This is a genomic window from Chlamydia muridarum str. Nigg, from assembly GCF_000006685.1.
Taxonomy (GTDB): Bacteria; Chlamydiota; Chlamydiia; order Chlamydiales; family Chlamydiaceae; genus Chlamydia; species Chlamydia muridarum.
This window is the reverse complement of sequence record NC_002620.2, coordinates 947,998-969,512: the sequence shown is the minus strand read 5'-3', so window position 1 is coordinate 969,512 and position 21,515 is coordinate 947,998. Positions and strand designations below refer to the sequence as shown.

The window sequence follows — 21,515 nt, the reverse complement described above, 5'->3', positions numbered from 1 at the left end:
ATCTTTCTTCAAAAACAGATTAGGATGGATTGGATGTCCCACAGAGACGATCTCCGGCATCACCTAATCCAGGAAGAATATAAGCGGATTCATTCAATTTTTCATCGAGAGAGGCTACATAGATAGTTACATCAGGGTGATCTTTTTGAATGCGTTCGATTCCTTCGGGCACTGCTAAAACATTGAGTAGAGTAATGTTTTTAGCGCCATGTTCCTTCACTAGTTGAATAGTTGCTGAAGCCGATCCACCAGTTGCTAACATGGGATCAACGATAAACACGTGGCAGTCAGCAATGTCTTCAGGTAGTTTGCAACAGTAGGAAGAGGGTTGGAATGTCTCGTGATTTCGACTCATGCCAATAAGTCCTACTTTAGCATTAGGAACCAGAGCAAGGAATCCATCCACCATTCCGAGTCCAGCTCTTAATACTGGAATAACAACAATTTTAGTCCCAGTAAGATGAGGGCATTCTGCTTGCATTAAGGGGGTTTGAATAGAGATATTTTTAAGGGCGAGATCGCGGGTTGCTTCATAGCAAACGCCTAAAGAGATTTCTTTTAGGCATTCACGGAATATTTTAGACTTCGTGTTTTTATTCCGAAGAAGCGAAGCTTTATGCTGTATCAGAGGGTGGCTTAGTACATAGACTGCTGCTAAAGGTTTAGAAGACAAAGAATCAGTAGGGGTCGAAGAGACGTAACGTGTGAGGGTACTTGTAGGAAGTTGCGTCTGTTCTAGTTCTATAGAACACGATTTAGCATACAGGTGGGTTTGCTCAGACAAAGGGTGTTTAGGAACGGGAGAGTATTTTTGAAATTTTTTTTCTGAAAAAGTGTGTTTGATGCGAGTTTCGCAAGCTCCTTTTGAACAGCAGGAAGCGCATAAGATTAGGCATAAAGTAGCGAGAATAGTTTTCATTATGATGTGCAACCTAAAAAAAACAAATTCTCTAAATATTAAAGAAGTTTTTTAAGCGTGTCAATTAAGATATTAAAAACCCGCCCACAATAGCGACAGAGAAGATTTATAGATCGTAAGTCAAAATTATACAGCAGTAGCTAGAATACGAGCAGGGATGTCTGTTGTTTCAATTTCTTGAAGGAAGGCTGAGATATCTTCTGTAACAAAAAAATCGGAATCCGGAGAAATTGAGGCAATCCGTTGGTTATCTTTTGTGAACACAAGAGAGAGCGCGCGTGATCCCGAGTACTTACGTATAAGTCCTTTTAGAGTGAATAAGTGGCTGTGACGTAGTCTATTTAAATCTAAAGAGATGGTTACTGGCGGGATCGCCTTAGGTTCTTCTTTTTTCACCATTGCTTGCGATTGCCCTCCAGTTGATTTTTTTGTTGAAGAGTATATTTTTTGATTTTTGAGTCTATCATAAACCTCATCGCATTCTGTTATGACTGTATCATTAACAGAGGATAAGTCCCTCATCCAGCGGCAGGAGAGCCGGAGGGAATCACTACGTCGATCTATAGTTAAAATTGCATAGATAAGACGGTCTTCTTCCAATAGATCCTGGTATTCTGCATACATATCAGACCAAATCGGAAGTTCATAGGAATCTTCTTCATCACTAACTTGTAGAAGCGCAAATTTTTTGTGTTCTACAGAGGAAATCTTAGTTGTGACTTTATCAATTAAAAAGACAGTTCGAACAACAGATCCATGTGGTAGTCCTTCAAAATCTTTTGACTGAACTACAGATAAAAATGGAAGTAAGTGCTTAACTGCGTCCATAGGATGAGCAGTTAAATAGACTCCAAGTAATTCTTTTTCTCGTTTTAATAATTCTTTGTCTGAACGTCGAACAATATTTTCGGGAGAGATAGTTACTTTGACAGGATCTTTAGTCATGCTATTAAGAGAGAAGAAGGTGAGAACTCCTGTTGCAGCTTCTTTTTTCTCTCTGGAGAAAGTATCATACAGATCATTAAGTATAGCTATAGCTAGGTCCTTATTAGGTTCAAAGCAATTAAAACTTCCTGCATCGACTAGGGATTCAAGCTGTTTTTTGGTAACTTTTTTAAAATCAGATCGTTGTACAAAATCCTGCAAACTTCGATAAGGGCCATTTTTTTCTCGCTCCTCAACGATGCTGTCCACAATGCTCACGCCTACGCCTTTGACAGCTCCTAGTGAAAAACGAATGCCTTCTTGTGTTGCTTCGAAGTCTTGGCCGGACTCATTAATGTCAGGGGGAAGGACGGGAATATTCATGCTATGAGCTTCTTGAATGAGTTTCCCAACTTTCTCAATGTCATCGTAATCGCAGGTAAGAAGAGCTGCGAGCCATTCTTTTGGATAATTTGCTTTAAGATAGGCTGTTGTGTAGGTTATGAGCCCATAAGCAGCGGCATGAGATTTGTTAAATCCATAGGACGCAAATTTTTCCATTTTATCGAAAATAGTCGTGGCTATGGAAGGATCAATGCCATTGGCGGATGCTCTTGAGCAAAATTTTTCACGTTCTTTGACCATTTGTTCGTGGTCTTTTTTCCCCATGGCTCGACGTAAAACATCCCCTTCTCCTAGGGAGTATTTTGCTAATGATCCTGCAATTTGCATGACTTGCTCTTGGTAAACCATAATCCCAAAAGTTTCTTTCAGGATAGGCTCCATTAAGGGGTGGTCGTACTCAATATTTTCTTTCCCATGTTTCCTATTGATAAATGATGGAATCATATCCATAGGTCCGGGGCGATAGAGAGCCCCAATAGCTATGATTTCTTCAAAAGCATCAGGGCGTAAGTTTTTAGCAAGTTCCTGCATCCCACGAGATTCCATTTGGAAGATTCCCATGGTTTTTCCTTGATGAAGGAGAGAAAATGTATTGCGGTCGTTTAACGGAAGGGTTGCAGCTTGTAGTAAAATGCCGGTTTTTTTGTAGATCGCTTTTGTAGCAACGTGAATACTTGTTAGGGTTTTTAAACCTAAAAAATCCACTTTAAGCATGCCAACACTTTCGACAGGCTTCATAGAATACTGCGTAGAAATCATCGAAGAGTCTTTAGGCACGCAAATCGGAATATGATTGGTGAGTGGATCCCCACAGATGATGACTCCCGCAGCATGTACTCCGGTATTGCGGATAGAGCCCTCTAGCTTTTTCGCCATATCAATGATTTCTGCTGCTTCCGCATCGTCTATATAGAGTTGCCGTAAATCAGGATCAGACTCTAATGCGGAAGCAATGGTAGCATTGAGATCTGGAATTTTCTTAGCAATGAGATTCACTTTAGATAGGGGAGTATCTAGAGTTCTTCCAACATCTTTGATAGCCATTTTAGCTTTCATGGTGCCAAATGTAATAATTTGGGCCACATTTTCTTTCCCATGACGCTCTATCGCATAGTTAATGACTTTTTCTCGTCCAATCATACAGATATCGATATCGATATCTGGATAGGATAATCGTTCGGGGTTAATGAATCGTTCGAAGAAGAGATCAAAGCGAATGGGTTCGATTTCGGTTATCCCTAAGAGAAAGAGCATAACGGAACCAGCTCCAGAGCCTCGGCCTGGGCCGACGGGGATTCCATGGTCTTTCGCCCAATTAATAATATCCCAAACTATAAGCAAATAGTCGCACATCCCTTTGGATATAATGATAGTTGATTCTAGACTGAGTCGTTCTTTAACTACCGTAAGAGGGTCTTTCTCTGGGAATTTTTGTGCGATATGTCCTAAAAGTTCTGGAGTGTATTTGGTTTTGAGCCCTTGCTCGCACAGTTGTTCTAAAAAAGCAGAAGATGCGTTATAGCGTTCTTCTTCAGAGTAGGAGCCTTTTTTTTGTAAATCTTCTGGGACGTAAATAGGATAATGTTTAGTAACAAAGTCGAGTTCCAAGTTACAACGATCAGCAACGATCAAAGTATTGGAAATAGTTTCTGGATGGTCTGCGAATAGTTCGGCCATCTCCTGGGGAGATTTGAAATAAAATTCCCTACTGGGATACGTTTTCCGTTTAGGATTGGGAACGTAAGTATTTTGTTTCGCTGTTCGAATAGGTTCTCTGGATTGCACGTTTAGCAAAATTTCATGTGCAAGCCAATCGTCTGGATCCAAATAGTGGATATCATTGGTGGCAACCGAAGAAATTCCAAGACGTTTAGATACTGTTAAAACCGCATCTTTAACTTTGAGTTGTTTTTCAATGAATTGGTAGTAGTTTTGCCTTAACCACTCTTCTTCAAAAAGTGCAATTTTTTCTTCCGAAGATTTGTGAAGCTGCACTTCACTAAAAAAATCTTCTTGGAAAAGATCTTGATACCATAAAAGATCTTTCTCTAAAGCTTCTTCAGATTCCAATGCTGCTTGAGCAATAGACCCCGACAGACAGGCTGATAAACAGATCAATCCCTTTGAATGCTGCTTCAAAAGTTCTCTATCAATGCGAGGGAAATAGTAGAAGCCTTCAGTGTAAGCTAAAGAGGAAAGTAAGCAAAGGTTGCGGTATCCCTCTTCATCTTTGCAGAGTAGGATAAGGTGATTGGCCACCTGGCTTTTTCTTTCTTTCTTTTTATCAAATCGAGAAGAAGGAGCGACGTATAGTTCGCAGCCAATGATAGGTTTAATAGCGTTTTGTTTACAGGTTTTATAAAAATCGACTGCTCCAAACAAATTCCCGTGATCGGTAAGAGCGAGCGCGGGAATGTGATACTCCACAGCTTTAGCAACAAACTTTTTGATTGAGCACGTTGCATCCAGAATGGAGTATTGAGAGTGACAATGTAAAGGAATCCAGGTCAAAACAGCTCTTTACTTAGTGACTATGTTTTCTTAAACTCTGCTCGGATGCATTCCATGTTGGCAAGAAGAACAGGAGTGCAATCAAAGCACAGGCTAAGAGAGCAACAAAGAATCCATGCCATCCCCAATCTTGGGCAACTTTTCCTAGAGGATATCCAGCAAAAGCAGCTCCGAAATAGGCGAACCATCCTGTAAAACCACTGGCCGTTCCAGCGGCTTTTTTATGTGATAATTCTGCGGCTGCTAATCCGATCATCATTTGTGGTCCAAAAAGGAAAAAGCCGATGATAAATAGAAATGCTCCATCTGCCCACCATATAGAACGATCATGAGTTCCCCATAATCCCAAGATAGAGAATAGTAATCCCAGCGAGAAGACTACATTCATTGGCCCTCGCTTTCCTTTAGAAATGGTGTCGGATAACCAGCCCGCTAATAGCATACCAAATAATCCGCCAATTTCAAACAAAGATACGCAGAGATTCGCTTTTACTGTGGAATAATTCTTTGTCTCAATGAGATAAAGAGCGCTCCAATCGTTCACTGCCATGCGGACTACGTAAATGAAGAAGGAAGCGAAGGATAGGAACCATAACCATTTATTTGATAACACGTAAGTAAATAAAATTTCTTTAGTGGAAAGCTCTCTTTCGGCCTCCTCTTCCAAAATATCCGCGGTAGTTTCCTCATGCGGATGAGAAAGGTCTTCTTTTTTAAACTTTTCTATAGCCGGAAGCCCTAGCGATTGTGGAGTGTCTCGCAAACGGTCAATTAAGATAAATCCCATGATAATGCAAATAATTCCTGGGATAAACATAGCTCCTCGCCATCCTGCATAATCGATAGCGATTCCAGTCAAAACAGGGATTAAAGCTCCTCCAATATTGTGAGAAGTACTCCAGACGCTCCACCAAGTTCCTCTTTCTGATTTAGAATACCAGTGAGTCAGTAGACGTGCACAAGGAGGCCAGCCCCATCCTTGGAACCAACCATTAATTCCCCAAAACAGCACAAACAAAGGCACGGTAGACGATAGGCCAAAGAAGATATTAGAGAGGCCAGTAATAATTAATCCGGTCGCCATGAAATAGCGAGGGTTGGATTGGTCTGACATCACACCGCTTACAAATTTACTAATGCCGTAAGTAATGTAGAGTGTACTGCCAATAATCCCTAGTTGCGCCTTATCAAATCCAAGATCTGCAATTAGAGTTGGCATAGCAAAGGTAAAGCTTTTCCTTGTAAAATAGAAGAACACGTAACCAAAAAACATGCTGTAAAAGATACGCACTCTCCAGTATTTATATTGCTTTTTAACCAACTCCGGATCACTGATTTCTTTAATGTGGCGAGGAGGCTGAAAAATTTTGGTCCATAGATTCATAGGTGTTCGCTCGATTCAAGTGTGTTTGCTCTAGAAGCTTAAGAAAAATACAAACGCGTGTTACAACGGAAGTATCAGCTTCTAAGACCTCGTTTTTTGCCATCAGTCTAGGCTAGACCAGCCCGGGCATCATATTGGACAATCGCAGTAATGTCGTCAATACTCCTTTCATTTAGCTCAATAGCTTTTAGAAGACAACCCGTTTGCTGTTTTTAAAAGAGACGGAAGCTAAGTTGCAGTCAAATCGATGGAGGAATAATGGCAATGGGAGGGGTAGGGTTTTCGTGTAGTCCTGAAAACTCTTTTGGTGTAACATGATGGGCTCGTTCTTTATGCAAAAAAGAACTTTAAGAAAGTAAAATTAGATTGCAAGTCTCTTAGCGGAGTATAATCCGGTTATACAGAATGAGTAACGTATTGCCGAAAGGCGTTTTCGATATTTTCCCCTATGTAACAAATTCAAAGAATCTTTGGAGAAATTCTTTTCTATGGAAAACGGTTGAACATGCTGCTCACCGTATATGTAATTTGTATGGGTTTGATGAGATTCGCACGCCAGTTTTTGAAAAGACGGAGACTTTCTTACGTGTTGGTGAGCACAGCGACATTGTAAAAAAGGAAGTTTATACTTTTTTGGATAAAAAGGGGCGCTCTTTAACCTTGCGTCCAGAAGGAACTGCAGCCGTTGTTCGAGCTTTGCTGGATCATTCTGCTGATATGCGTAAAGACAATAAAATTTATTATATTTTGCCAATGTTTCGTTATGAACGGCAGCAATCTGGGCGTTACCGGCAGCACCATCAGTTTGGGTTAGAGGCTATTGGTGTGCGGCATCCTTTGCGAGATGCTGAAGTTTTGTCTTTACTGTGGGATTTTTATGCGGCAGTTGGGCTTAAGCATATGCAGATCCAAGTAAATTTTTTAGGGGGCCGGAAGACCCGGGCTCGTTATGATGAGGCATTGCGAGAGTTTTTCCGTAAAGATTTAGACAAATTATCTACGCTAAGCCAAGAACGGTTCCATGCGAATTTGTTGCGCATTTTAGATTCTAAAGAGCCAGAAGACCAAGCCTTTATTGAACAGGCTCCTTCTATTCTAGATTACGTTGATGATCAAGATTTGAATTATTTTGATTCGGTGTTAGCTGAGTTAAAGGTTTTGGGGATCCCTTATAAAATTAATCCACGGTTGGTTCGCGGATTAGATTATTACACCGATCTAGTGTTTGAAGCTGTAACTGTTGTTGGTGACCATTCCTATGCGCTAGGAGGTGGGGGACGTTATGATGAGTTAGTGGCACAATCCGGTGGCCCCGCAATGCCTGCTTTTGGTTTCGGAGTGGGGTTAGAAAGGGTAATTCAAACTTTATTAGAACAAGGAGCTGCTTTGCCAACAGCTCCACGTCGATTGCGATTGATTCCTATGGATGAGAGTGCGGATGCTTTTTGTTTTTCTTGGGCGAAGCATTTGCGTCATTTAGGTGTTGCAACGGAAGTAGATTGGGCTCATAAGAAACCAAAAACAGCACTTAAAGATGCTGCTGATCAACAGGTGGGCTTTGTTTGCTTTGTAGGCGAGCAAGAGCTGTCTACGAAACAGTTTATAGTTAAAGATATGTCTCTACATCAAAGCTTTTCAGGGGCTCAACAAGATGTAGAACAAAGGTTGGTTTATGAAGTACAGAACGCATAAATGTAATGAGTTGTCCCTTAATCATGTTGGGGAACATGTTCGTTTGTCTGGGTGGGTGCATCGTTACCGTAACCATGGTGGAGTTGTTTTTATTGATTTGAGAGACCGATTTGGGATTACACAGATCGTCTGTCGTCAGGAAGAGAACCCAGAACTTCATCGGCTTATGGATCAAGTCCGGTCTGAATGGGTGCTTTGTGTAGAAGGTCTTGTTTGCGCTCGTTTAGGAGGAATGGAAAATCCCAATTTGGTTACAGGAAGTATTGAAGTTGAGGTTTCTCATTTAGAGGTGTTGTCTCGAGCTCAAAATTTGCCATTTTCCATTTCTGATGAGCATATTAATGTAAATGAAGAGCTACGATTGACTTATCGCTATCTTGATATGCGGCGAGGGGATATTGTGGACAGATTGATGTGTCGGCATAAAGTTATGTTGGCTTGCAGACAATATCTAGATGAACAAGGTTTTACTGAGGTTGTTACCCCTGTTTTAGGGAAATCTACTCCTGAAGGAGCTCGGGATTACTTAGTGCCTTCGCGGATATATCCAGGGAATTTCTATGCTCTTCCACAATCTCCACAGCTATTTAAACAGATTTTGATGGTTGGAGGGTTAGATCGTTATTTCCAGATAGCAACTTGTTTCCGTGATGAAGATTTACGTGCGGATCGTCAACCTGAGTTTTCGCAAATTGATATGGAAATGAGCTTTGGAGGACCGGAAGATCTCTTTCCAATAGTAGAGGAATTGGTCACGCGTTTATTTGCTGTGAAAGGGATTGAGTTATCCATTCCTTTCCAAAGAATGACGTATCAAGAAGCAAAAGAGTTTTACGGGACAGATAAACCAGATTTACGCTTTGGTTTGCGTCTTAAAAATTGTTGCGAATACGCCAAAAAATTCTCCTTTTCCATTTTCTTAGATCAGTTGGCACAAGGAGGAACAGTTAAAGGATTTTGTGTCCCTGGTGGCGCTGATATCTCAAGAAAACAGTTGGATGTCTATACTGATTTTGTGAAGCGTTATGGAGCCATGGGATTAGTGTGGATTAAAAACCAGGATGGGGGGATTTCTTCGAATGTAGCGAAATTTGCTTCAGAAGAGGTTTTCCATGAAATGTTCGAAGCTTTTGAGGCCAAAGATCAAGATATTTTATTATTGATAGCAGCTCCAGAGGCTATTGCGAACCAGTCATTGGATCATTTACGCAGATTAATCGCAAAAGAGCGGCAGCTTTATGATGCAGAACAATACAATTTTGTGTGGATTACAGACTTCCCTCTTTTTGCTAAGGAAGAAGGCGAGCTGTGCTCAGAGCATCATCCATTCACAGCTCCATTAGAAGAGGATATTCCTCTGTTGGATAAGGATCCTCTGTCCGTTCGCTCATCAAGCTATGATTTGGTGCTGAATGGATATGAAATAGCTTCCGGTTCTCAGCGTATACATAATCCGGATTTGCAAAATAAAATATTTTCTTTATTAAGGCTGTCGCAAGAAAGTGTGAAAGAAAAGTTCGGATTTTTTATCGATGCATTAAGTTTTGGGACGCCGCCTCATTTAGGGATTGCTTTAGGATTGGACCGCATTATGATGGTTCTTACAGGGGCAGAAACTATTCGAGAGGTTATTGCGTTTCCTAAGACGCAGAAAGCTGGAGATTTAATGATGTCGGCACCTTCAGAAATTTTGCCGATACAATTAAAAGAATTGGGGCTGAAACTGTAATATCGTTTCTGCTCTAAAAGTTGAGAAAACGAGCTTTTTTTTACAGTGGGTGATAGGTGCAGGTCTTTTACTTGAGTAAATGGTTTTAAAAAAAGCGCGTCTGAGAAATCGGGTGCAACTAAGGAAGAAACGAATGAAAAATATATTAAGTTGGATGCTTATGTTTGCAGTCGCCCTGCCTATTTTAGGGTGCGATAATAACGGTGGTTCGCAAACATCTGCGATGGGGAAAGACATGGTAGAAGATTCTGTACTCACAGACAATCAAAAATTATCAAGAACCTTCGGACATTTGTTAGCTCGACAATTGAGTTCCACAGAAGATTTTACATTAGATCTTACTGAGGTTATTAAAGGCATGCAGTCTGAAATAGAAGGAAAAAGTGCTCCTTTGACGGATTCTGAATACGAAACGCAAATGGCTTTAGTGCAGAAGGCAAGTTTTGAGAAAAAATGTTCAGAGAATTTAGCTTCTGCAGAAAAATTCTTGAAAGAGAATAAAGATAAAGAAGGTGTAATTGAGCTAGAGCCTAATAAGTTACAGTACCGTATCGTAAAAGAAGGAACGGGACGAGTTCTTACGGGTAAACCTAACGCTTTATTGCACTACACAGGAAGTTTCATCAATGGGAAAGTTTTTGACACTTCTGAGAAAAATAAGGACCCTATTTTACTGCCTTTGACAAAAGTCATTTCTGGATTCTCTCAAGGAATGCAAGGAATGCGAGAAGGAGAAGTTCGGGTTCTGTATATACATCCTGATTTAGCTTATGGAACATCAGGACAATTGCCTCCAAATTCCTTACTCATTTTTGAAGTGAAGTTAATTGAGGCAAATGACGATAATGTATCCGTTGCGGAGTAATTATTAGGATTTTTTATGCGCATAGTTCTTCATAATCCGGATATTCCTCAAAATACAGGGAATATTGGTAGAACGTGTGTAGCTTTGGGGGCCGAGCTAATATTAGTTCGGCCCTTGGGTTTTTCTTTAGCGGATAAGTTTGTAAAGAGAGCTGGGATGGATTATTGGGATCGGCTTTCTTTGTCTGTAGTTGATTCTTTAGAAGAGGCTCTTAGGGGAATCCCCAGAGAAAAAATTTTCTGTTTAACTACAAAAGGCTCTTCCTACTATGGAGAACGAGAGCTTCCACTAGATGGCACTTACATTTTTGGGGCAGAATCAAGAGGTTTACCACAAACAGTTCTGGATGCCTATTCATCTCAGTGCTTGTATATTCCTATGATTGAAGGGACGCGATCTTTAAATTTAGCTACTTCTGTAGGGATTGTTATGTATGAAGTGGCTCGACAAAATTATCAGAATTTATTTTGAAGTATCTTAAGGCCGAGAAACTCTCGGCCTTTTTTATGAATCACTTTATTGATGTTTAGAAATAAGCTTGACTAGAGAATCTTTATCTTTCAAGCCGACGCTGCGCTCTACTTCTTTTCCATCTTTAAAGAGGATGAGCGTTGGAATGGAGGAAACGCCAAATTGTTCTGCAGGGCGGGGAGAAGCATCAATATCCAATTTCAGGATAGTTACATAAGGAAGTTCTGCTGCCAATGCTTCTAATACTGGGGTAAGCATTTTACAAGGGCCACACCATTCAGCAAAAAAATCGACAAGGACTAGCCCAGAAGCAATGCTATCAGCGAAATTATCTTGAGATACAATTTGGACCATAAAACTTATTCCTAATTTAAAAATCTATATAAATCCTTGCAGGGAGGTTTCAGGGCTTCCCTAAGAACTGCTAGCAAACGGAGTTAGCCGTGTTCTGAAAAGCCAGTTAGCCATAACCTCTATGCAAAAGTCAAGAAAGATGCCCCTATTTTTGGGCACTTATTGAAAAGAATGTTGCAGCTAAGAAGACTTGAACTTCCATGAGCAAAAGCTCACTAGAACCTGAATCTAGCGCGTCTACCGGTTCCGCCATAGCTGCATGATGTGCCAGTATAAAAGGAACGCTTTTTTAATAAAAGGTTAAGCGTAATGGATTTTCTAGTTGAAAGTTAACCATGCATATTTGGGGTTCTCTTTACAAACCAGAAGAACAAGGTTATATAGAACAAAAATTTTTAGAGTCACTGATGCAAAGTTTCAAGGAAAAATGATTTTCTTTTTTTGCATAGAAATTTTTCGTTTGAATTCAAAGTTTTATTGAAAACGTAATGAGCTTGTGCCTAACGGAAAATCATGATAGCATGTAGTCGATTCAGGATGCCCCTACCCCTAGAGTCTGGGGAGGTTAAGCCTGTTTTGCTTTTTGTAAAAATACTTTTGCAAGGAAGTGAGAGTAGGTAGAGAACAGGGATATGGGCAAAGGCCTTTCTTTTTAGAAGAAAGCTGGTGATTAAAAGAAGAGTCAAGTTGCTGTTAAGCAGCTGAAAAAAGTAAGGATAAGTATGAATATTTCTGGAAGTATCAAACAAAAACTTCTCCAGTTTTTGAAAAAACAAAAATCCCCAGAATTGTTGGCAACGTACTTGTTTTATTTAGAGCAGTCTTTGCATTTGAGTCCGGTTGTTTTTGTTCGGGACAAGGTCATTTTTAAAAGCGCAGAAGATGCTATTGCGCTTTTAGAAGCGGATAAAAAGATCTGGAGAGAAACAGAGATTCAAATTTCTTCTGGGAAGCCAGAGGTGAATGAACAGACAAAGCGTATCTATATTTGTCCGTTTACTGGGAAAGTCTTTGCTGATAATGTCTATGCAAATCCTCTGGATGCCGTTTATGACTGGCTTTCCTCTTGTCCTCAGAATAAAGAGAGACAGGCTGGTGTGGCTGTAAAGCGGTTTCTAGTATCAGATGACCCCGAAGTAATCAGGGCATATATTGTCCCTCCGAAAGAACCTCTCATTAAAACTGTATATGCTTCCGCAATTACGGGGAAGTTGTTCCATAGTTTGCCAACTCTCTTGGAAGATTTTAAAACTTCTTATTTACGTCCTATGACGCTTGAAGAAGTACAAAATCAGAACAAGTTTCAGTTAGAAAGCTCGTTTTTGACTTTATTGCAAGATGCTTTAGAGGAAGAAAAGATCGCTGAGTTTGTCGAAAGTCTTGCAGATGACACAGCGTTTCATGAGTACATTAGCCAATGGGTAGATACAGAAGAGTAACGGACTCTTGTGAAGAGACTATAGACTTAGCTGCAAAGCTCGGGCATCTCCTGATTCCCGGTATGGTTGTTTTATTATCTGGCGATTACGGCGCTGGGAAGACAGAGTTTGTTAGAGGAATCGTTCAAGGCTTTTTGGGAGAGACTGCCGTCGGTCAGGTGGCCAGTCCCTCTTTCTCTTTACTTCATGTTTATGAAGCAATGGGGCGAAGGGTCTGTCACTACGATTTGTATCGTCTTGAGACGATGCATGTTAAGTCCGGAGAGGGGCTTTTCCAAGATGCAGAGGAAGAGGATCTCATTTGTGTCGAGTGGCCAGAAGTAGTGAATCTACTTCCACAGTTTCGTAAGAGTGTTTGTGTGCATATGTGTCTTCTTGCGGATTCGCAGAGGGAAGTGGTTATAGAAGTCGCAGAAGATTGTGACTTAGGCTTTTTTATGGGGAAAGATTAGAGCGTGGTATTGTTGAAAGATATAGAGTTCGTTTGTTTGGATTGTGAAACGACAGGATTGGATGTAAAAAAAGATCGAGTTATTGAATTTGCTGCGATTCGGTTTACATTCGATGAAGTAATTGATTCTGTGGAGTTTCTTATTCATCCAGAGCGTGCTGTTTCAGCGGAGTCTCAAAAGATTCATAAGATTTCTGATGCCATGTTAAAAGACAAACCGAAATTTAGTGAGGTATTCTCTACAATCAAGGGTTTCTTTAAGGAACGGGATTATATTGTTGGGCACCATGTAGGGTTTGATTTACAAGTGCTTTCGCAAGAAAGTGAGCGTTTGGGAGAGACTCTTCTTCCGAAGCAGCATTATGTGATTGATACTTTGCGTTTGGCGAAAGAATATGGCGATAGCCCTAATAATTCTTTAGAAGCCCTAGCGAGGCATTTCAATGTTCCTCATCAAGGGAATCACCGAGCAATGAAAGATGTGGAAATGAATGTTAAGGTGTTTAAACACTTAACAAAAAGATTCCGTACTTTGTCCCAAGTAACACATATTCTGTCTAAACCTATTAAAATGAAATATATGCCATTAGGGAAGTATAAAGGACGGTTGTTCACAGATATTCCGCTAGAATATCTATTATGGGCTTCAAAAATGGACTTTGATCAGGACCTTTTATTTTCTATTCGTAGCGAGATCAAATCTCGGAAAAAGGGCACAGGGTTTACTCAAGCAAATAATCCTTTTTTAGGATTGTAGTCTTCCAAGGAATTCCTTGCTTTTCTTCTATTCCGGTACTACTATCCGCTACAGAGCAGGCTGGGGGATAGAGAGGGATCAATAACTCTAAGACTGGTCGGGATAGAGACTATTTGGTGTATAGAAGGTTTCTGTGAGGAAGAATATTAAAGATAAAAAGAAAACAGTTTCTGCCAGTTGTATAAACGATCACATCTATAAAATATTTCCTAACGACTTGAATACAAATAATACTATCTTTGGCGGATTACTCATGAGTTTATTGGATCGGTTAGCTTTAGTGGTTGCCGAACGTCATTGTGAAAGTATTTGTGTAACAGCTCTTGTAGATGCTGTGCGTTTTTATGCTCCCGCTTACATGGGAGAAAATCTCATTTGCTGTGCTTCTGTGAATCGCTCTTGGCGAACTTCTTTAGAAGTTGGAGTAAAAGTTTGGGCGGAAAATATTTATAAACAGGAACAGCGACATATCACTTCTGCGTATTTTACATTTGTTGCGGTAGACGAAAATAATTCTCCTGTGGAAATTCCAGAGCTAGTCCCTGAAACCCAAGAAGAAATTCGGCGTTTCCATGAAGCTGACCAGAGAAGAGCTTCCCGATTGAAACTGTGAACTACGTTTTGAGGGATTCTTTTCTTATTTTCTGTCTTTAATGCAAGCTAATGAGGAGTCCCACCCGTGTTTAAGAGTGTTTTGTATATTGGCCTTTCCTGGGTTCTAGTCTGTTTTGCTCAGCCTGATATCAGCACTTTAGCTTCTGTGATATGCTGCATGTGTGGATATGGATTGCTTTGGCGGGGGCTTCTTTCTTTAGTAGATAGCTCGTCCTGGAGGAAGATCTGGTGTCTAGCCTTTTTTTGGACTTGGTCCGTTGAAGGTTTTCATTTTTCATGGATGCTTGAAGATTTTTATGTAGGGACAAGTATCTACTTCGTTTGGTGCCTACTTATTTCTTATCTTGCAGTTACTTTCGCAAGTTTTTCTTGTCTTGTCGTACTCTGTTTCCGCAAGCAATATTGGGGGGCTCTGTTTTGGCTCCCCGGAGTTTGGGTAGCTATAGAGTCTGTGCGCTATTATGGGTTGCTTTCGGGAGTTTCTTTTGATTTCATTGGCTGGCCTCTTGCAGCAACAGCTTATGGAAGGCAATTTGGAAGCTTTTTTGGATGGGCGGGGCAGAGCTTTGTAGTCATTGCTACCAATTTAGGATGCTGTTCGGTATTAGTCTTTAGAAAATCTTTTTCTTACGGATTATGGCTGGTATGCTGTGCTTTCCCTTATTTTTTAGGAGGAACTTATTACGAATATGTAAGAAGGCATTTTTCTAATGAGGAGGTTCTTCGAGTTGCTATTGTGCAACCGGGGTACAGTCCCCATATGCAAGGAGCAAGGACCGCTAGTGCTATTTGGAGTAATCTAGTTTCTTTATGCCAAGGTATTTGTCCTCCCGTAGATGTCATTGTTTTCCCTGAGGTCAGCGTTCCTTTTGGTTTGCATAGGCAAGCATATTCTTTCCATGAAAATCAACAAGTTTTAGAGAGTCTGGTTCCTAATAAATTTTGGAACGAGTTTTTTACAAACCTAGATTGGATTCGTGCACTATCAGAACGTTTTCAATGTGCTGTTATCATGGGGATGGAAAGATGGGAAGATAAAAATGGGGTTATGCACTTGTACAATGCTGCTGAATGTTTGTCTTTGCAAGGGGAAGTTACCAGCTATGATAAGCGCATTCTTGTGCCTGGAGGGGAATATATTCCCGGAGGTAAGTTTGGTTTTTCTTTATGCAAAGCCTTTTTTCCTGAGTTTGCGCTCCCTTTTCAACGGCTTCCCGGGGAAAAATCTGGGATTGTACAGATCACAGAGCGAATAAAAGCTGGGATCTCTATCTGTTATGAAGAGACTTTTGGTTATGCAATTCTCCCATATAAAAGGCAGAAAGCGGATATTTTAGTGAATCTTACTAATGATGGGTGGTACCCACATTCACGGCTCCCTCTAGTCCATTTTTATCATGGTGTTTTACGTAACCAAGAACTAGGAATGCCTTGTATTCGAGCTTGTCACACAGGGGTGTCTGCGGCAGTAGATTCTTTAGGAAGAATTGTTGGAGTGCTCCCTTGGGAGTCAAAAACTTGCCCTGTTTGTCCAGATGTTCTTCAGGTCTCTGTTCCTGTTTACAGTTATCCTACTATATATGCAAAGTTCGGAGATGCGCCGTTATTATTCGTGGCAGTAAGTTCCGTTTTAGGAGTAGTAGGTTATTTTTTAAAGAGACGGGGAAAGACCCTAACAGGGAGTGACATTTGAAATAGCAAGTGTTTCAAAACTAATCAGTAATTTTTTGATATCGCTTGCTTGCTAAAAAAAAAAAAGGATAATATACGGGGTCTCTTTGTCAAGGTTTTGCATGTTAGGTCGAGCTCAGAGAACGTTAAAGCGTAAGGTATGCTATTCCGGGGTGGGAGTGCATTTTGGAAAGCCAGCGATGCTTACTCTTGAGCCAGCAGAAGAGAATACTGGAGTGGTTTTCTCGCGTCATGCAGCTTCTGGACAGTATATTCCCGCTCGATTGGCTAACGTTTGTGGGACAGGGCGTAGCACTACATTGTCTTCACAAGGTGGTGTTGTATCCACTGTAGAACATTTGTTAGCAGCGCTGTACTCTTGTGGTGTAGATAATGTACGCATCCATTGCAGCGAAGACGAAATTCCCATAGGCGATGGGAGCTCCCAAGTGTTCGTAGACCTCATAGACCAAGCAGGAGTTGAAGAACAGGGGCAAACGGTTCCTATAGCGAGACTTACTCACCCTGTCTATTACCAGCATCAGGATACAATTTTAGCAGCATTCCCTTCGGAGGAATTTAAGATTTCTTATACCCTGCACTATTCGCATAACTCTGCGATAGGCACGCAATATCGTTCCCAGGTGATTTCCGAAGAATCTTTTCGTAAAGAAATTGCTCCCTGTAGGACATTCGCTCTATACAATGAACTCTGCTTTCTTATGGAAAGGGGACTTATTGGTGGAGGTTGTTTAGGTAATGCTGTGTTATTTAAAGATGATAGTGTCATTAGTTTGGGCAAGCTACGTTTCCCTGATGAGCCTGTTCGCCATAAAATGTTAGATCTAATAGGAGATTTATCTCTAATTGGGAAACCTTTTTTAGCACACATTATAGCTGTGGGGTCAGGGCATTCTTCTAATATTGCCTTAGGGAATAAAATTTTAGAGGCGTTGCAGTATGAACAGGAGTTAGTAAAATGAGTGAAAAGCCTGTATTAGGAATCCAAGATATACAAAATTTGCTTCCACACCGATATCCCTTCCTATTAGTGGATAAAATTCTTTCTTATGATTTAAATACCCGTTCGATAGTGGCCCAGAAAAATGTAACCATTAACGAACCTTTTTTCGTAGGACATTTCCCTGAGGCACCTATCATGCCTGGAGTTTTGATATTAGAAGCTCTGGCCCAAGCTGCTGGTGTGTTGCTAGGAATTATATTGGAAAATGATCGAGATAAAAAGATCGCATTATTCTTAGGTATCCAGAAGGCAAAATTTCGTCAGCCCGTCAAGCCTGGGGATGTATTGATCTTGAAAGCAGAATTCTCGTTGATATCAGCTAAAGGAGGGAAGGCTATAGCACAAGCTTTTGTCGGTTCTCAGATTGTAGCTGAAGGAGAGCTTAGCTTTGTTCTTGTTAAAAAAGAGTCTATATAAAGAGGCAGAGTATGACCAACATTCATCCTACAGCTATTGTGGAAGATGGGGCGCAGATTGGAAATAATGTAACTATAGAGCCCTATGCTATTGTAAAAAAGAATGTGAAGCTTTGCGATGATGTAGTGGTCAAATCTTATGCGTATATCGACGGGTTTACAACGATTGGTCGAGGGACAACGATCTGGCCTTCTGCGATGATCGGGAATAAACCCCAAGATCTAAAATTTAAGGGTGAAAAGACCTTTGTTGAAATTGGAGAGCATTGCGAAATTCGTGAGTTTGCTATGATAACCTCCTCTACATTTGAGGGGACTACAGTTTCCATAGGCAACAATTGCTTAATTATGCCTTGGGCTCACATTGCTCATAACTGTTCTGTAGGTAACAATGTTGTGTTTAGTACACATGTGCAGCTTGCTGGGCATGTGCAGGTCGGGGATTGTGTGACTATAGGCAGTATGGTTGGAGTGCACCAGTTTGTCCGTATAGGATCTTATGCAATGGTTGGTGCTATGAGTGGTATTCGCCGTGACATACCTCCTTTTACCATAGGAACAGGCAATCCTTATGCTTTAGGGGGTGTTAATAAGGTCGGATTGCAACGGCGCCGTGTGCCTTTTGAAACACGTTTGGCACTAATTAAGACATTTAAACGTGTCTTCCGTTCAGGGGAGTCTTTTCAAGACTCCTTGGGAAGTGTGTTGGAAGATTTTGGAGACGTCCCTGAAGTGCGGCATTTCGTTGAATTTTGTCGGCAGCCAAGCAAACGTGGTATAGAGAGAGGCATCGATTGCGAAGCATCTTTGGATGAGCCGATAGATAAAAAAGAAGGAGCTTTTGTTGAATCTTAGAGTCGTTTATCTGGGGACCCCCCAGTTTGCGGCTACTGTTTTAGAAACACTGGTAGATGCACGTATTCATGTTGTTGGTGTCGTTACACGGGCTGATAAACCACAGAAACGCTCGTCTAAGCCAATTGCTTCTCCAGTAAAACAGTTAGCCTTATCCAAAAATATTCCTTTACTTCAGCCCACCAAGACTACCGATCCTGCTTTTCTTGCTCAATTGCGAGAATGGCAGGCAGATGTATTTGTTGTTGTCGCGTACGGAGTGATTTTAAAACAGGAACTTCTAGATATCCCTAAATATGGTTGTTACAATCTTCATGCAGGGTTATTGCCCGCGTATCGAGGAGCTGCACCCATTCAGCGTTGTATTATAGCTGGAGAAACTCTTTCTGGGAACACTGTGATCCGTATGGATGCAGGAATGGATACTGGAGATATTGCCAATGTCAATCATGTAGCTATTGGTGAAGATATGACTGCAGGAGAATTGGCCGAAGCTCTTGCAGGTTCCGGAGGAGAGCTTATATTAAAAACTTTACAAGAAATTGAGGCAGGAACAGTCCGCCACATTCCTCAAGATAGCGCAAAAGCCACCCTAGCTCCTAAGTTAACTAAGGAAGAGGGCTTGGTGAAATGGGATGCACCAGCTTCTCAGGTTTATGCTCATATTCGAGGGGTTTCTCCTGCTCCAGGAGCTTGGACTCGTTTTCTTTCTCAAGGGAAGGAGCCTCGACGTCTTGGGATACTCTCCGCTAGAATGGAATCCTCTTCTGGTTCCCATTCTCCAGGAGAAGTGCTTGGTGTTTCCGGGGAAGATTTACTGGTTGCCTGCCGTCAGGGAGTTTTGCGCTTATGTATAGTACAACCTGAAGGAAAAGTTTTCATGAAAGCAAAAGATTTTTTTAATGGGCAATCTCGATCAGTCGCTTTGCTTTTCTAAAAAAATTTTGTCAGAAAGGTTGTGCAGAACTTTCTTTTTTCGATTTAAGTAATAGAAATGTTACAATGGCTCCCTAAATTTTATGTATACATAACTTTGAAGCAGGTAGGTGAGATATGGCTTCTGTATGTGGGCGATTAAGTGCTGGGGTGGGGAACAGATTTAACGCATTTTTCACGCGTCCCGGTAACAAGCTATCACGGTTTGTAAATAGCGCAAAAGGATTAGACAGATCAATAAAGGTTGGGAAGTCTGCTGCTGAATTAACGGCGAGTATTTTAGAGCAAACTGGGGGGGCAGGGACTGATGCACATGTTACGGCGGCCAAGGTGTCTAAAGCACTTGGGGACGCGCGAACAGTAATGGCTCTAGGGAATGTCTTCAATGGATCTGTGCCAGCAACCATTCAAAGTGCGCGAAGCTGTCTCGCCCATTTACGAGCGGCCGGCAAAGAAGAAGAAACATGCTCCAAGGTGAAAGATCTCTGTGTTTCTCATAGACGAAGAGCTGCGGCTGAGGCTTGTAATGTTATTGGAGGAGCAACTTATATTACAACTTTCGGAGCGATTCGTCCGACATTACTCGTTAACAAGCTTCTTGCCAAACCATTCCTTTCTTCCCAAGCCAAAGAAGGGTTGGGAGCTTCTGTTGGTTATATCATGGCAGCGAACCATGCGGCATCTGTGCTTGGGTCTGCTTTAAGTATTAGCGCAGAAAGAGCAGACTGTGAAGAGCGGTGTGATCGCATTCGATGTAGTGAGGATGGTGAAATTTGCGAAGGCAATAAATTAACAGCTATTTCGGAAGAGAAGGCTAGATCATGGACTCTCATTAAGTACAGATTCCTTACTATGATAGAAAAACTATTTGAGATGGTGGCGGATATCTTCAAGTTAATTCCTTTGCCAATTTCGCATGGAATTCGTGCTATTGTTGCTGCGGGATGTACGTTGACTTCTGCAGTTATTGGCTTAGGTACTTTTTGGTCTAGAGCATAAAAGATTTTTAATTTTTTTAAGAAAAAGGCTGTTTCTTTTCAGAAACGGCCTTTTTTATCTACAGCGAACTTAGCTTTTCTTATTGTAAAAATCATTCCCCTTTGATAATCTGTCCCTTTAATTTTCTTGGATAAGCGTTATTAAGTTTTCTTCCAAGGAAGCTCCACTAGTGAAACCTAGAACGATTTTTCAGGCTTTGTTTTTGCGATTTTTGGTGTGGGATTTCTTAGCGTCAAGAAAAATCTCTTGTGTGGATGTCGCGGGTTATATACCATTGCCCATTCGCCGCCTTTGTTTGCTTTAAGGAGCTGCGTTTTTGTCGCGGAATCGCTCTTATAGGGTGGAGGGCACGGCCGTTCGTTAAAAGTGTAATTAGGCACCGGGAGCGGTCTGTTAAGCGTTGTCAAGTTGTGTGATAAGGTAATTAAATATGCGGTCTCAGCTTAGCCTAATAGGGAAAAAGGAAGGCATGATGCATGTCTTCGATAAGAATGGAAATCTTGTTGCGTGTTCGGTAATTAGCATAGAGCCAAACGTTGTTGCCCAGCTGAAAACCGCATCTTCAGATGGCTATAATGCTGTTCAAATGGGGGCAGATGCCGTAAAAGCTCCTGAAAAAACCATTGAAAAGCGTTTCTCTAAAGCACTACTCGGGCATTTTAAAAAGTCTGGGGGATGTGCTTTTCGTGTTTTAAAAGAGGTTGTCGTTTCTGAAGAGGCTGTTCAGTCGGTTTCTTTGGGCGATGAATTTGGGGTGGAAATTTTCGACGGAGTATCCAACGTTGATGTTTGCGGAATTTCTAAAGGTAAAGGTTTCCAAGGGGTGATGAAGAAGTTTGGATTCCGAGGGGGGCCAAAAAGCCACGGTTCTGGATTCCATCGTCATGCAGGATCTATTGGAATGAGATCTACTCCTGGGCGATGTTTCCCTGGAAGTAAACGTCCAAGCCATATGGGATGTGATCGGGTTACAGTCAAGAATTTAGAAGTTGTAAAAGTTGACTTGGATAGAAAAGTTATGCTCGTTAAGGGTGCAATTCCAGGTTTTAAAGGATCCGTTGTTGTTGTGAAGCGTTCTTGCGGAGTAGAAGGGTAGAG

The 21,515-nt window shown here is 41.2% G+C and carries 19 protein-coding genes and 1 tRNA gene; 15 read left to right on the top strand and 5 right to left on the bottom strand.

What is annotated here, in order from left to right; genetic code table 11:
• Positions 1 to 19 precede the first annotated feature (19 nt).
• The 3 genes from upp to pgtP all read right to left on the bottom strand — a co-directional run bounded on the left by upp (position 20) and on the right by pgtP (position 6,143).
• Positions 20 to 919 (bottom strand): uracil phosphoribosyltransferase, encoded by a 900-nt coding sequence (upp, locus tag TC_RS04235; RefSeq protein WP_010231711.1) that lies wholly within the window; start codon positions 917 to 919, stop codon positions 20 to 22.
• 126 nt (positions 920 to 1,045) lie between these two features.
• Positions 1,046 to 4,759: a DNA polymerase III subunit alpha gene (gene dnaE / locus TC_RS04230; protein ID WP_010231707.1), complete on the bottom strand. Its 3,714-nt coding sequence runs from the start codon at positions 4,757 to 4,759 to the stop codon at positions 1,046 to 1,048.
• Positions 4,760 to 4,772: 13 nt separating this feature from the next.
• Positions 4,773 to 6,143: an MFS transporter gene (pgtP, locus tag TC_RS04225; protein ID WP_010231706.1), complete on the bottom strand. Its 1,371-nt coding sequence runs from the start codon at positions 6,141 to 6,143 to the stop codon at positions 4,773 to 4,775.
• 405 nt (positions 6,144 to 6,548) lie between these two features.
• Here pgtP and hisS point away from each other — a divergent pair, with 405 nt between their 5' ends.
• The 4 genes from hisS to TC_RS04205 all read left to right on the top strand — a co-directional run bounded on the left by hisS (position 6,549) and on the right by TC_RS04205 (position 10,900).
• On the top strand, positions 6,549 to 7,835 hold the full coding sequence (gene hisS, locus TC_RS04220; protein ID WP_010231702.1) for a histidine--tRNA ligase: 1,287 nt from the start codon (positions 6,549 to 6,551) through the stop codon (positions 7,833 to 7,835).
• Entirely contained in the window at positions 7,816 to 9,564 is a 1,749-nt protein-coding gene (gene aspS, locus TC_RS04215; protein ID WP_010231701.1) for an aspartate--tRNA ligase, read from the top strand. The genes hisS and aspS overlap by 20 nt, the downstream gene beginning before the upstream one ends.
• A 133-nt stretch (positions 9,565 to 9,697) precedes the next feature.
• Positions 9,698 to 10,429, top strand: a complete 732-nt coding sequence (locus tag TC_RS04210; protein WP_010231699.1) for an FKBP-type peptidyl-prolyl cis-trans isomerase — start codon at positions 9,698 to 9,700, stop codon at positions 10,427 to 10,429.
• A 15-nt stretch (positions 10,430 to 10,444) separates the two neighbouring features.
• Positions 10,445 to 10,900 carry a tRNA (cytidine(34)-2'-O)-methyltransferase gene (locus TC_RS04205; protein WP_010232266.1) on the top strand — a complete coding sequence of 152 codons (456 nt, stop codon included), beginning with the start codon at positions 10,445 to 10,447 and terminating at the stop codon, positions 10,898 to 10,900.
• Between the two features lie 45 nt (positions 10,901 to 10,945).
• Here TC_RS04205 and trxA read toward each other — a convergent pair whose 3' ends face one another.
• Both trxA and TC_RS04195 read right to left on the bottom strand, forming a co-directional pair.
• Entirely contained in the window at positions 10,946 to 11,254 is a 309-nt protein-coding gene (gene trxA / locus TC_RS04200; protein ID WP_010231695.1) for a thioredoxin, read from the bottom strand.
• 175 nt (positions 11,255 to 11,429) lie between these two features.
• A tRNA-Leu gene (locus tag TC_RS04195) sits at positions 11,430 to 11,513 on the bottom strand.
• A gap of 463 nt (positions 11,514 to 11,976) precedes the next feature.
• Between TC_RS04195 and TC_RS04190 the strand changes: the two genes are divergently transcribed.
• The 11 genes from TC_RS04190 (at position 11,977) to rplC (ending at position 21,513) form a co-directional block, all read left to right on the top strand.
• A complete protein-coding gene (locus TC_RS04190; protein WP_010231691.1) occupies positions 11,977 to 12,693 on the top strand; it encodes a DUF2709 domain-containing protein in 717 nt (238 codons plus the stop codon).
• The gene (gene tsaE, locus TC_RS04185) at positions 12,672 to 13,145 is read left to right on the top strand and encodes a tRNA (adenosine(37)-N6)-threonylcarbamoyltransferase complex ATPase subunit type 1 TsaE (protein WP_010231689.1); all 474 of its coding nucleotides are present in this window, start codon (positions 12,672 to 12,674) and stop codon (positions 13,143 to 13,145) included. Before TC_RS04190 ends, tsaE begins: the two co-directional genes overlap by 22 nt.
• A 3-nt stretch (positions 13,146 to 13,148) precedes the next feature.
• The gene (locus TC_RS04180) at positions 13,149 to 13,901 is read left to right on the top strand and encodes a putative quorum-sensing-regulated virulence factor (protein ID WP_010231686.1); all 753 of its coding nucleotides are present in this window, start codon (positions 13,149 to 13,151) and stop codon (positions 13,899 to 13,901) included.
• Positions 13,902 to 14,034: 133 nt separating this feature from the next.
• A complete protein-coding gene (locus tag TC_RS04175; RefSeq protein WP_010231683.1) occupies positions 14,035 to 14,514 on the top strand; it encodes an acyl-CoA thioesterase in 480 nt (159 codons plus the stop codon).
• 66 nt (positions 14,515 to 14,580) lie between these two features.
• Positions 14,581 to 16,209 carry an apolipoprotein N-acyltransferase gene (lnt, locus tag TC_RS04170; RefSeq protein WP_010231679.1) on the top strand — a complete coding sequence of 543 codons (1,629 nt, stop codon included), beginning with the start codon at positions 14,581 to 14,583 and terminating at the stop codon, positions 16,207 to 16,209.
• A gap of 100 nt (positions 16,210 to 16,309) precedes the next feature.
• Positions 16,310 to 17,170 carry a UDP-3-O-acyl-N-acetylglucosamine deacetylase gene (gene lpxC / locus TC_RS04165; RefSeq protein WP_010231676.1) on the top strand — a complete coding sequence of 287 codons (861 nt, stop codon included), beginning with the start codon at positions 16,310 to 16,312 and terminating at the stop codon, positions 17,168 to 17,170.
• Positions 17,167 to 17,628 carry a 3-hydroxyacyl-ACP dehydratase FabZ gene (gene fabZ / locus TC_RS04160; protein WP_010231672.1) on the top strand — a complete coding sequence of 154 codons (462 nt, stop codon included), beginning with the start codon at positions 17,167 to 17,169 and terminating at the stop codon, positions 17,626 to 17,628. Before lpxC ends, fabZ begins: the two co-directional genes overlap by 4 nt.
• Before the next feature lie 11 nt (positions 17,629 to 17,639).
• On the top strand, positions 17,640 to 18,482 hold the full coding sequence (gene lpxA, locus TC_RS04155) for an acyl-ACP--UDP-N-acetylglucosamine O-acyltransferase (RefSeq protein ID WP_010231667.1): 843 nt from the start codon (positions 17,640 to 17,642) through the stop codon (positions 18,480 to 18,482).
• Positions 18,472 to 19,419 (top strand): methionyl-tRNA formyltransferase, encoded by a 948-nt coding sequence (gene fmt / locus TC_RS04150; protein ID WP_010231664.1) that lies wholly within the window; start codon positions 18,472 to 18,474, stop codon positions 19,417 to 19,419. Before lpxA ends, fmt begins: the two co-directional genes overlap by 11 nt.
• A gap of 116 nt (positions 19,420 to 19,535) precedes the next feature.
• Positions 19,536 to 20,417, top strand: a complete 882-nt coding sequence (locus TC_RS04145) for a hypothetical protein (RefSeq protein WP_010231662.1) — start codon at positions 19,536 to 19,538, stop codon at positions 20,415 to 20,417.
• Positions 20,418 to 20,847: 430 nt separating this feature from the next.
• Positions 20,848 to 21,513: a 50S ribosomal protein L3 gene (gene rplC / locus TC_RS04140; protein WP_010231649.1), complete on the top strand. Its 666-nt coding sequence runs from the start codon at positions 20,848 to 20,850 to the stop codon at positions 21,511 to 21,513.
• The last annotated feature ends 2 nt before the right edge of the window (positions 21,514 to 21,515 follow it).

What these genes read in the sequence shown, in the direction of transcription:
- upp (WP_010231711.1), bottom strand. Translation starts at nt 919, where the DNA reads ATGAAAACTATTCTCGCTACTTTATGCCTAATCTTATGCGCTTCCTGC.
- pgtP (WP_010231706.1), bottom strand. Translation starts at nt 6,143, where the DNA reads ATGAATCTATGGACCAAAATTTTTCAGCCTCCTCGCCACATTAAAGAA.
- hisS (WP_010231702.1), top strand. Translation starts at nt 6,549, where the DNA reads ATGAGTAACGTATTGCCGAAAGGCGTTTTCGATATTTTCCCCTATGTA.
- aspS (WP_010231701.1), top strand. Translation starts at nt 7,816, where the DNA reads ATGAAGTACAGAACGCATAAATGTAATGAGTTGTCCCTTAATCATGTT.
- TC_RS04210 (WP_010231699.1), top strand. Translation starts at nt 9,698, where the DNA reads ATGAAAAATATATTAAGTTGGATGCTTATGTTTGCAGTCGCCCTGCCT.
- TC_RS04205 (WP_010232266.1), top strand. Translation starts at nt 10,445, where the DNA reads ATGCGCATAGTTCTTCATAATCCGGATATTCCTCAAAATACAGGGAAT.
- trxA (WP_010231695.1), bottom strand. Translation starts at nt 11,254, where the DNA reads ATGGTCCAAATTGTATCTCAAGATAATTTCGCTGATAGCATTGCTTCT.
- TC_RS04190 (WP_010231691.1), top strand. Translation starts at nt 11,977, where the DNA reads ATGAATATTTCTGGAAGTATCAAACAAAAACTTCTCCAGTTTTTGAAA.
- tsaE (WP_010231689.1), top strand. Translation starts at nt 12,672, where the DNA reads ATGGGTAGATACAGAAGAGTAACGGACTCTTGTGAAGAGACTATAGAC.
- lpxC (WP_010231676.1), top strand. Translation starts at nt 16,310, where the DNA reads ATGTTAGGTCGAGCTCAGAGAACGTTAAAGCGTAAGGTATGCTATTCC.
- fabZ (WP_010231672.1), top strand. Translation starts at nt 17,167, where the DNA reads ATGAGTGAAAAGCCTGTATTAGGAATCCAAGATATACAAAATTTGCTT.
- lpxA (WP_010231667.1), top strand. Translation starts at nt 17,640, where the DNA reads ATGACCAACATTCATCCTACAGCTATTGTGGAAGATGGGGCGCAGATT.
- TC_RS04145 (WP_010231662.1), top strand. Translation starts at nt 19,536, where the DNA reads ATGGCTTCTGTATGTGGGCGATTAAGTGCTGGGGTGGGGAACAGATTT.
- rplC (WP_010231649.1), top strand. Translation starts at nt 20,848, where the DNA reads ATGCGGTCTCAGCTTAGCCTAATAGGGAAAAAGGAAGGCATGATGCAT.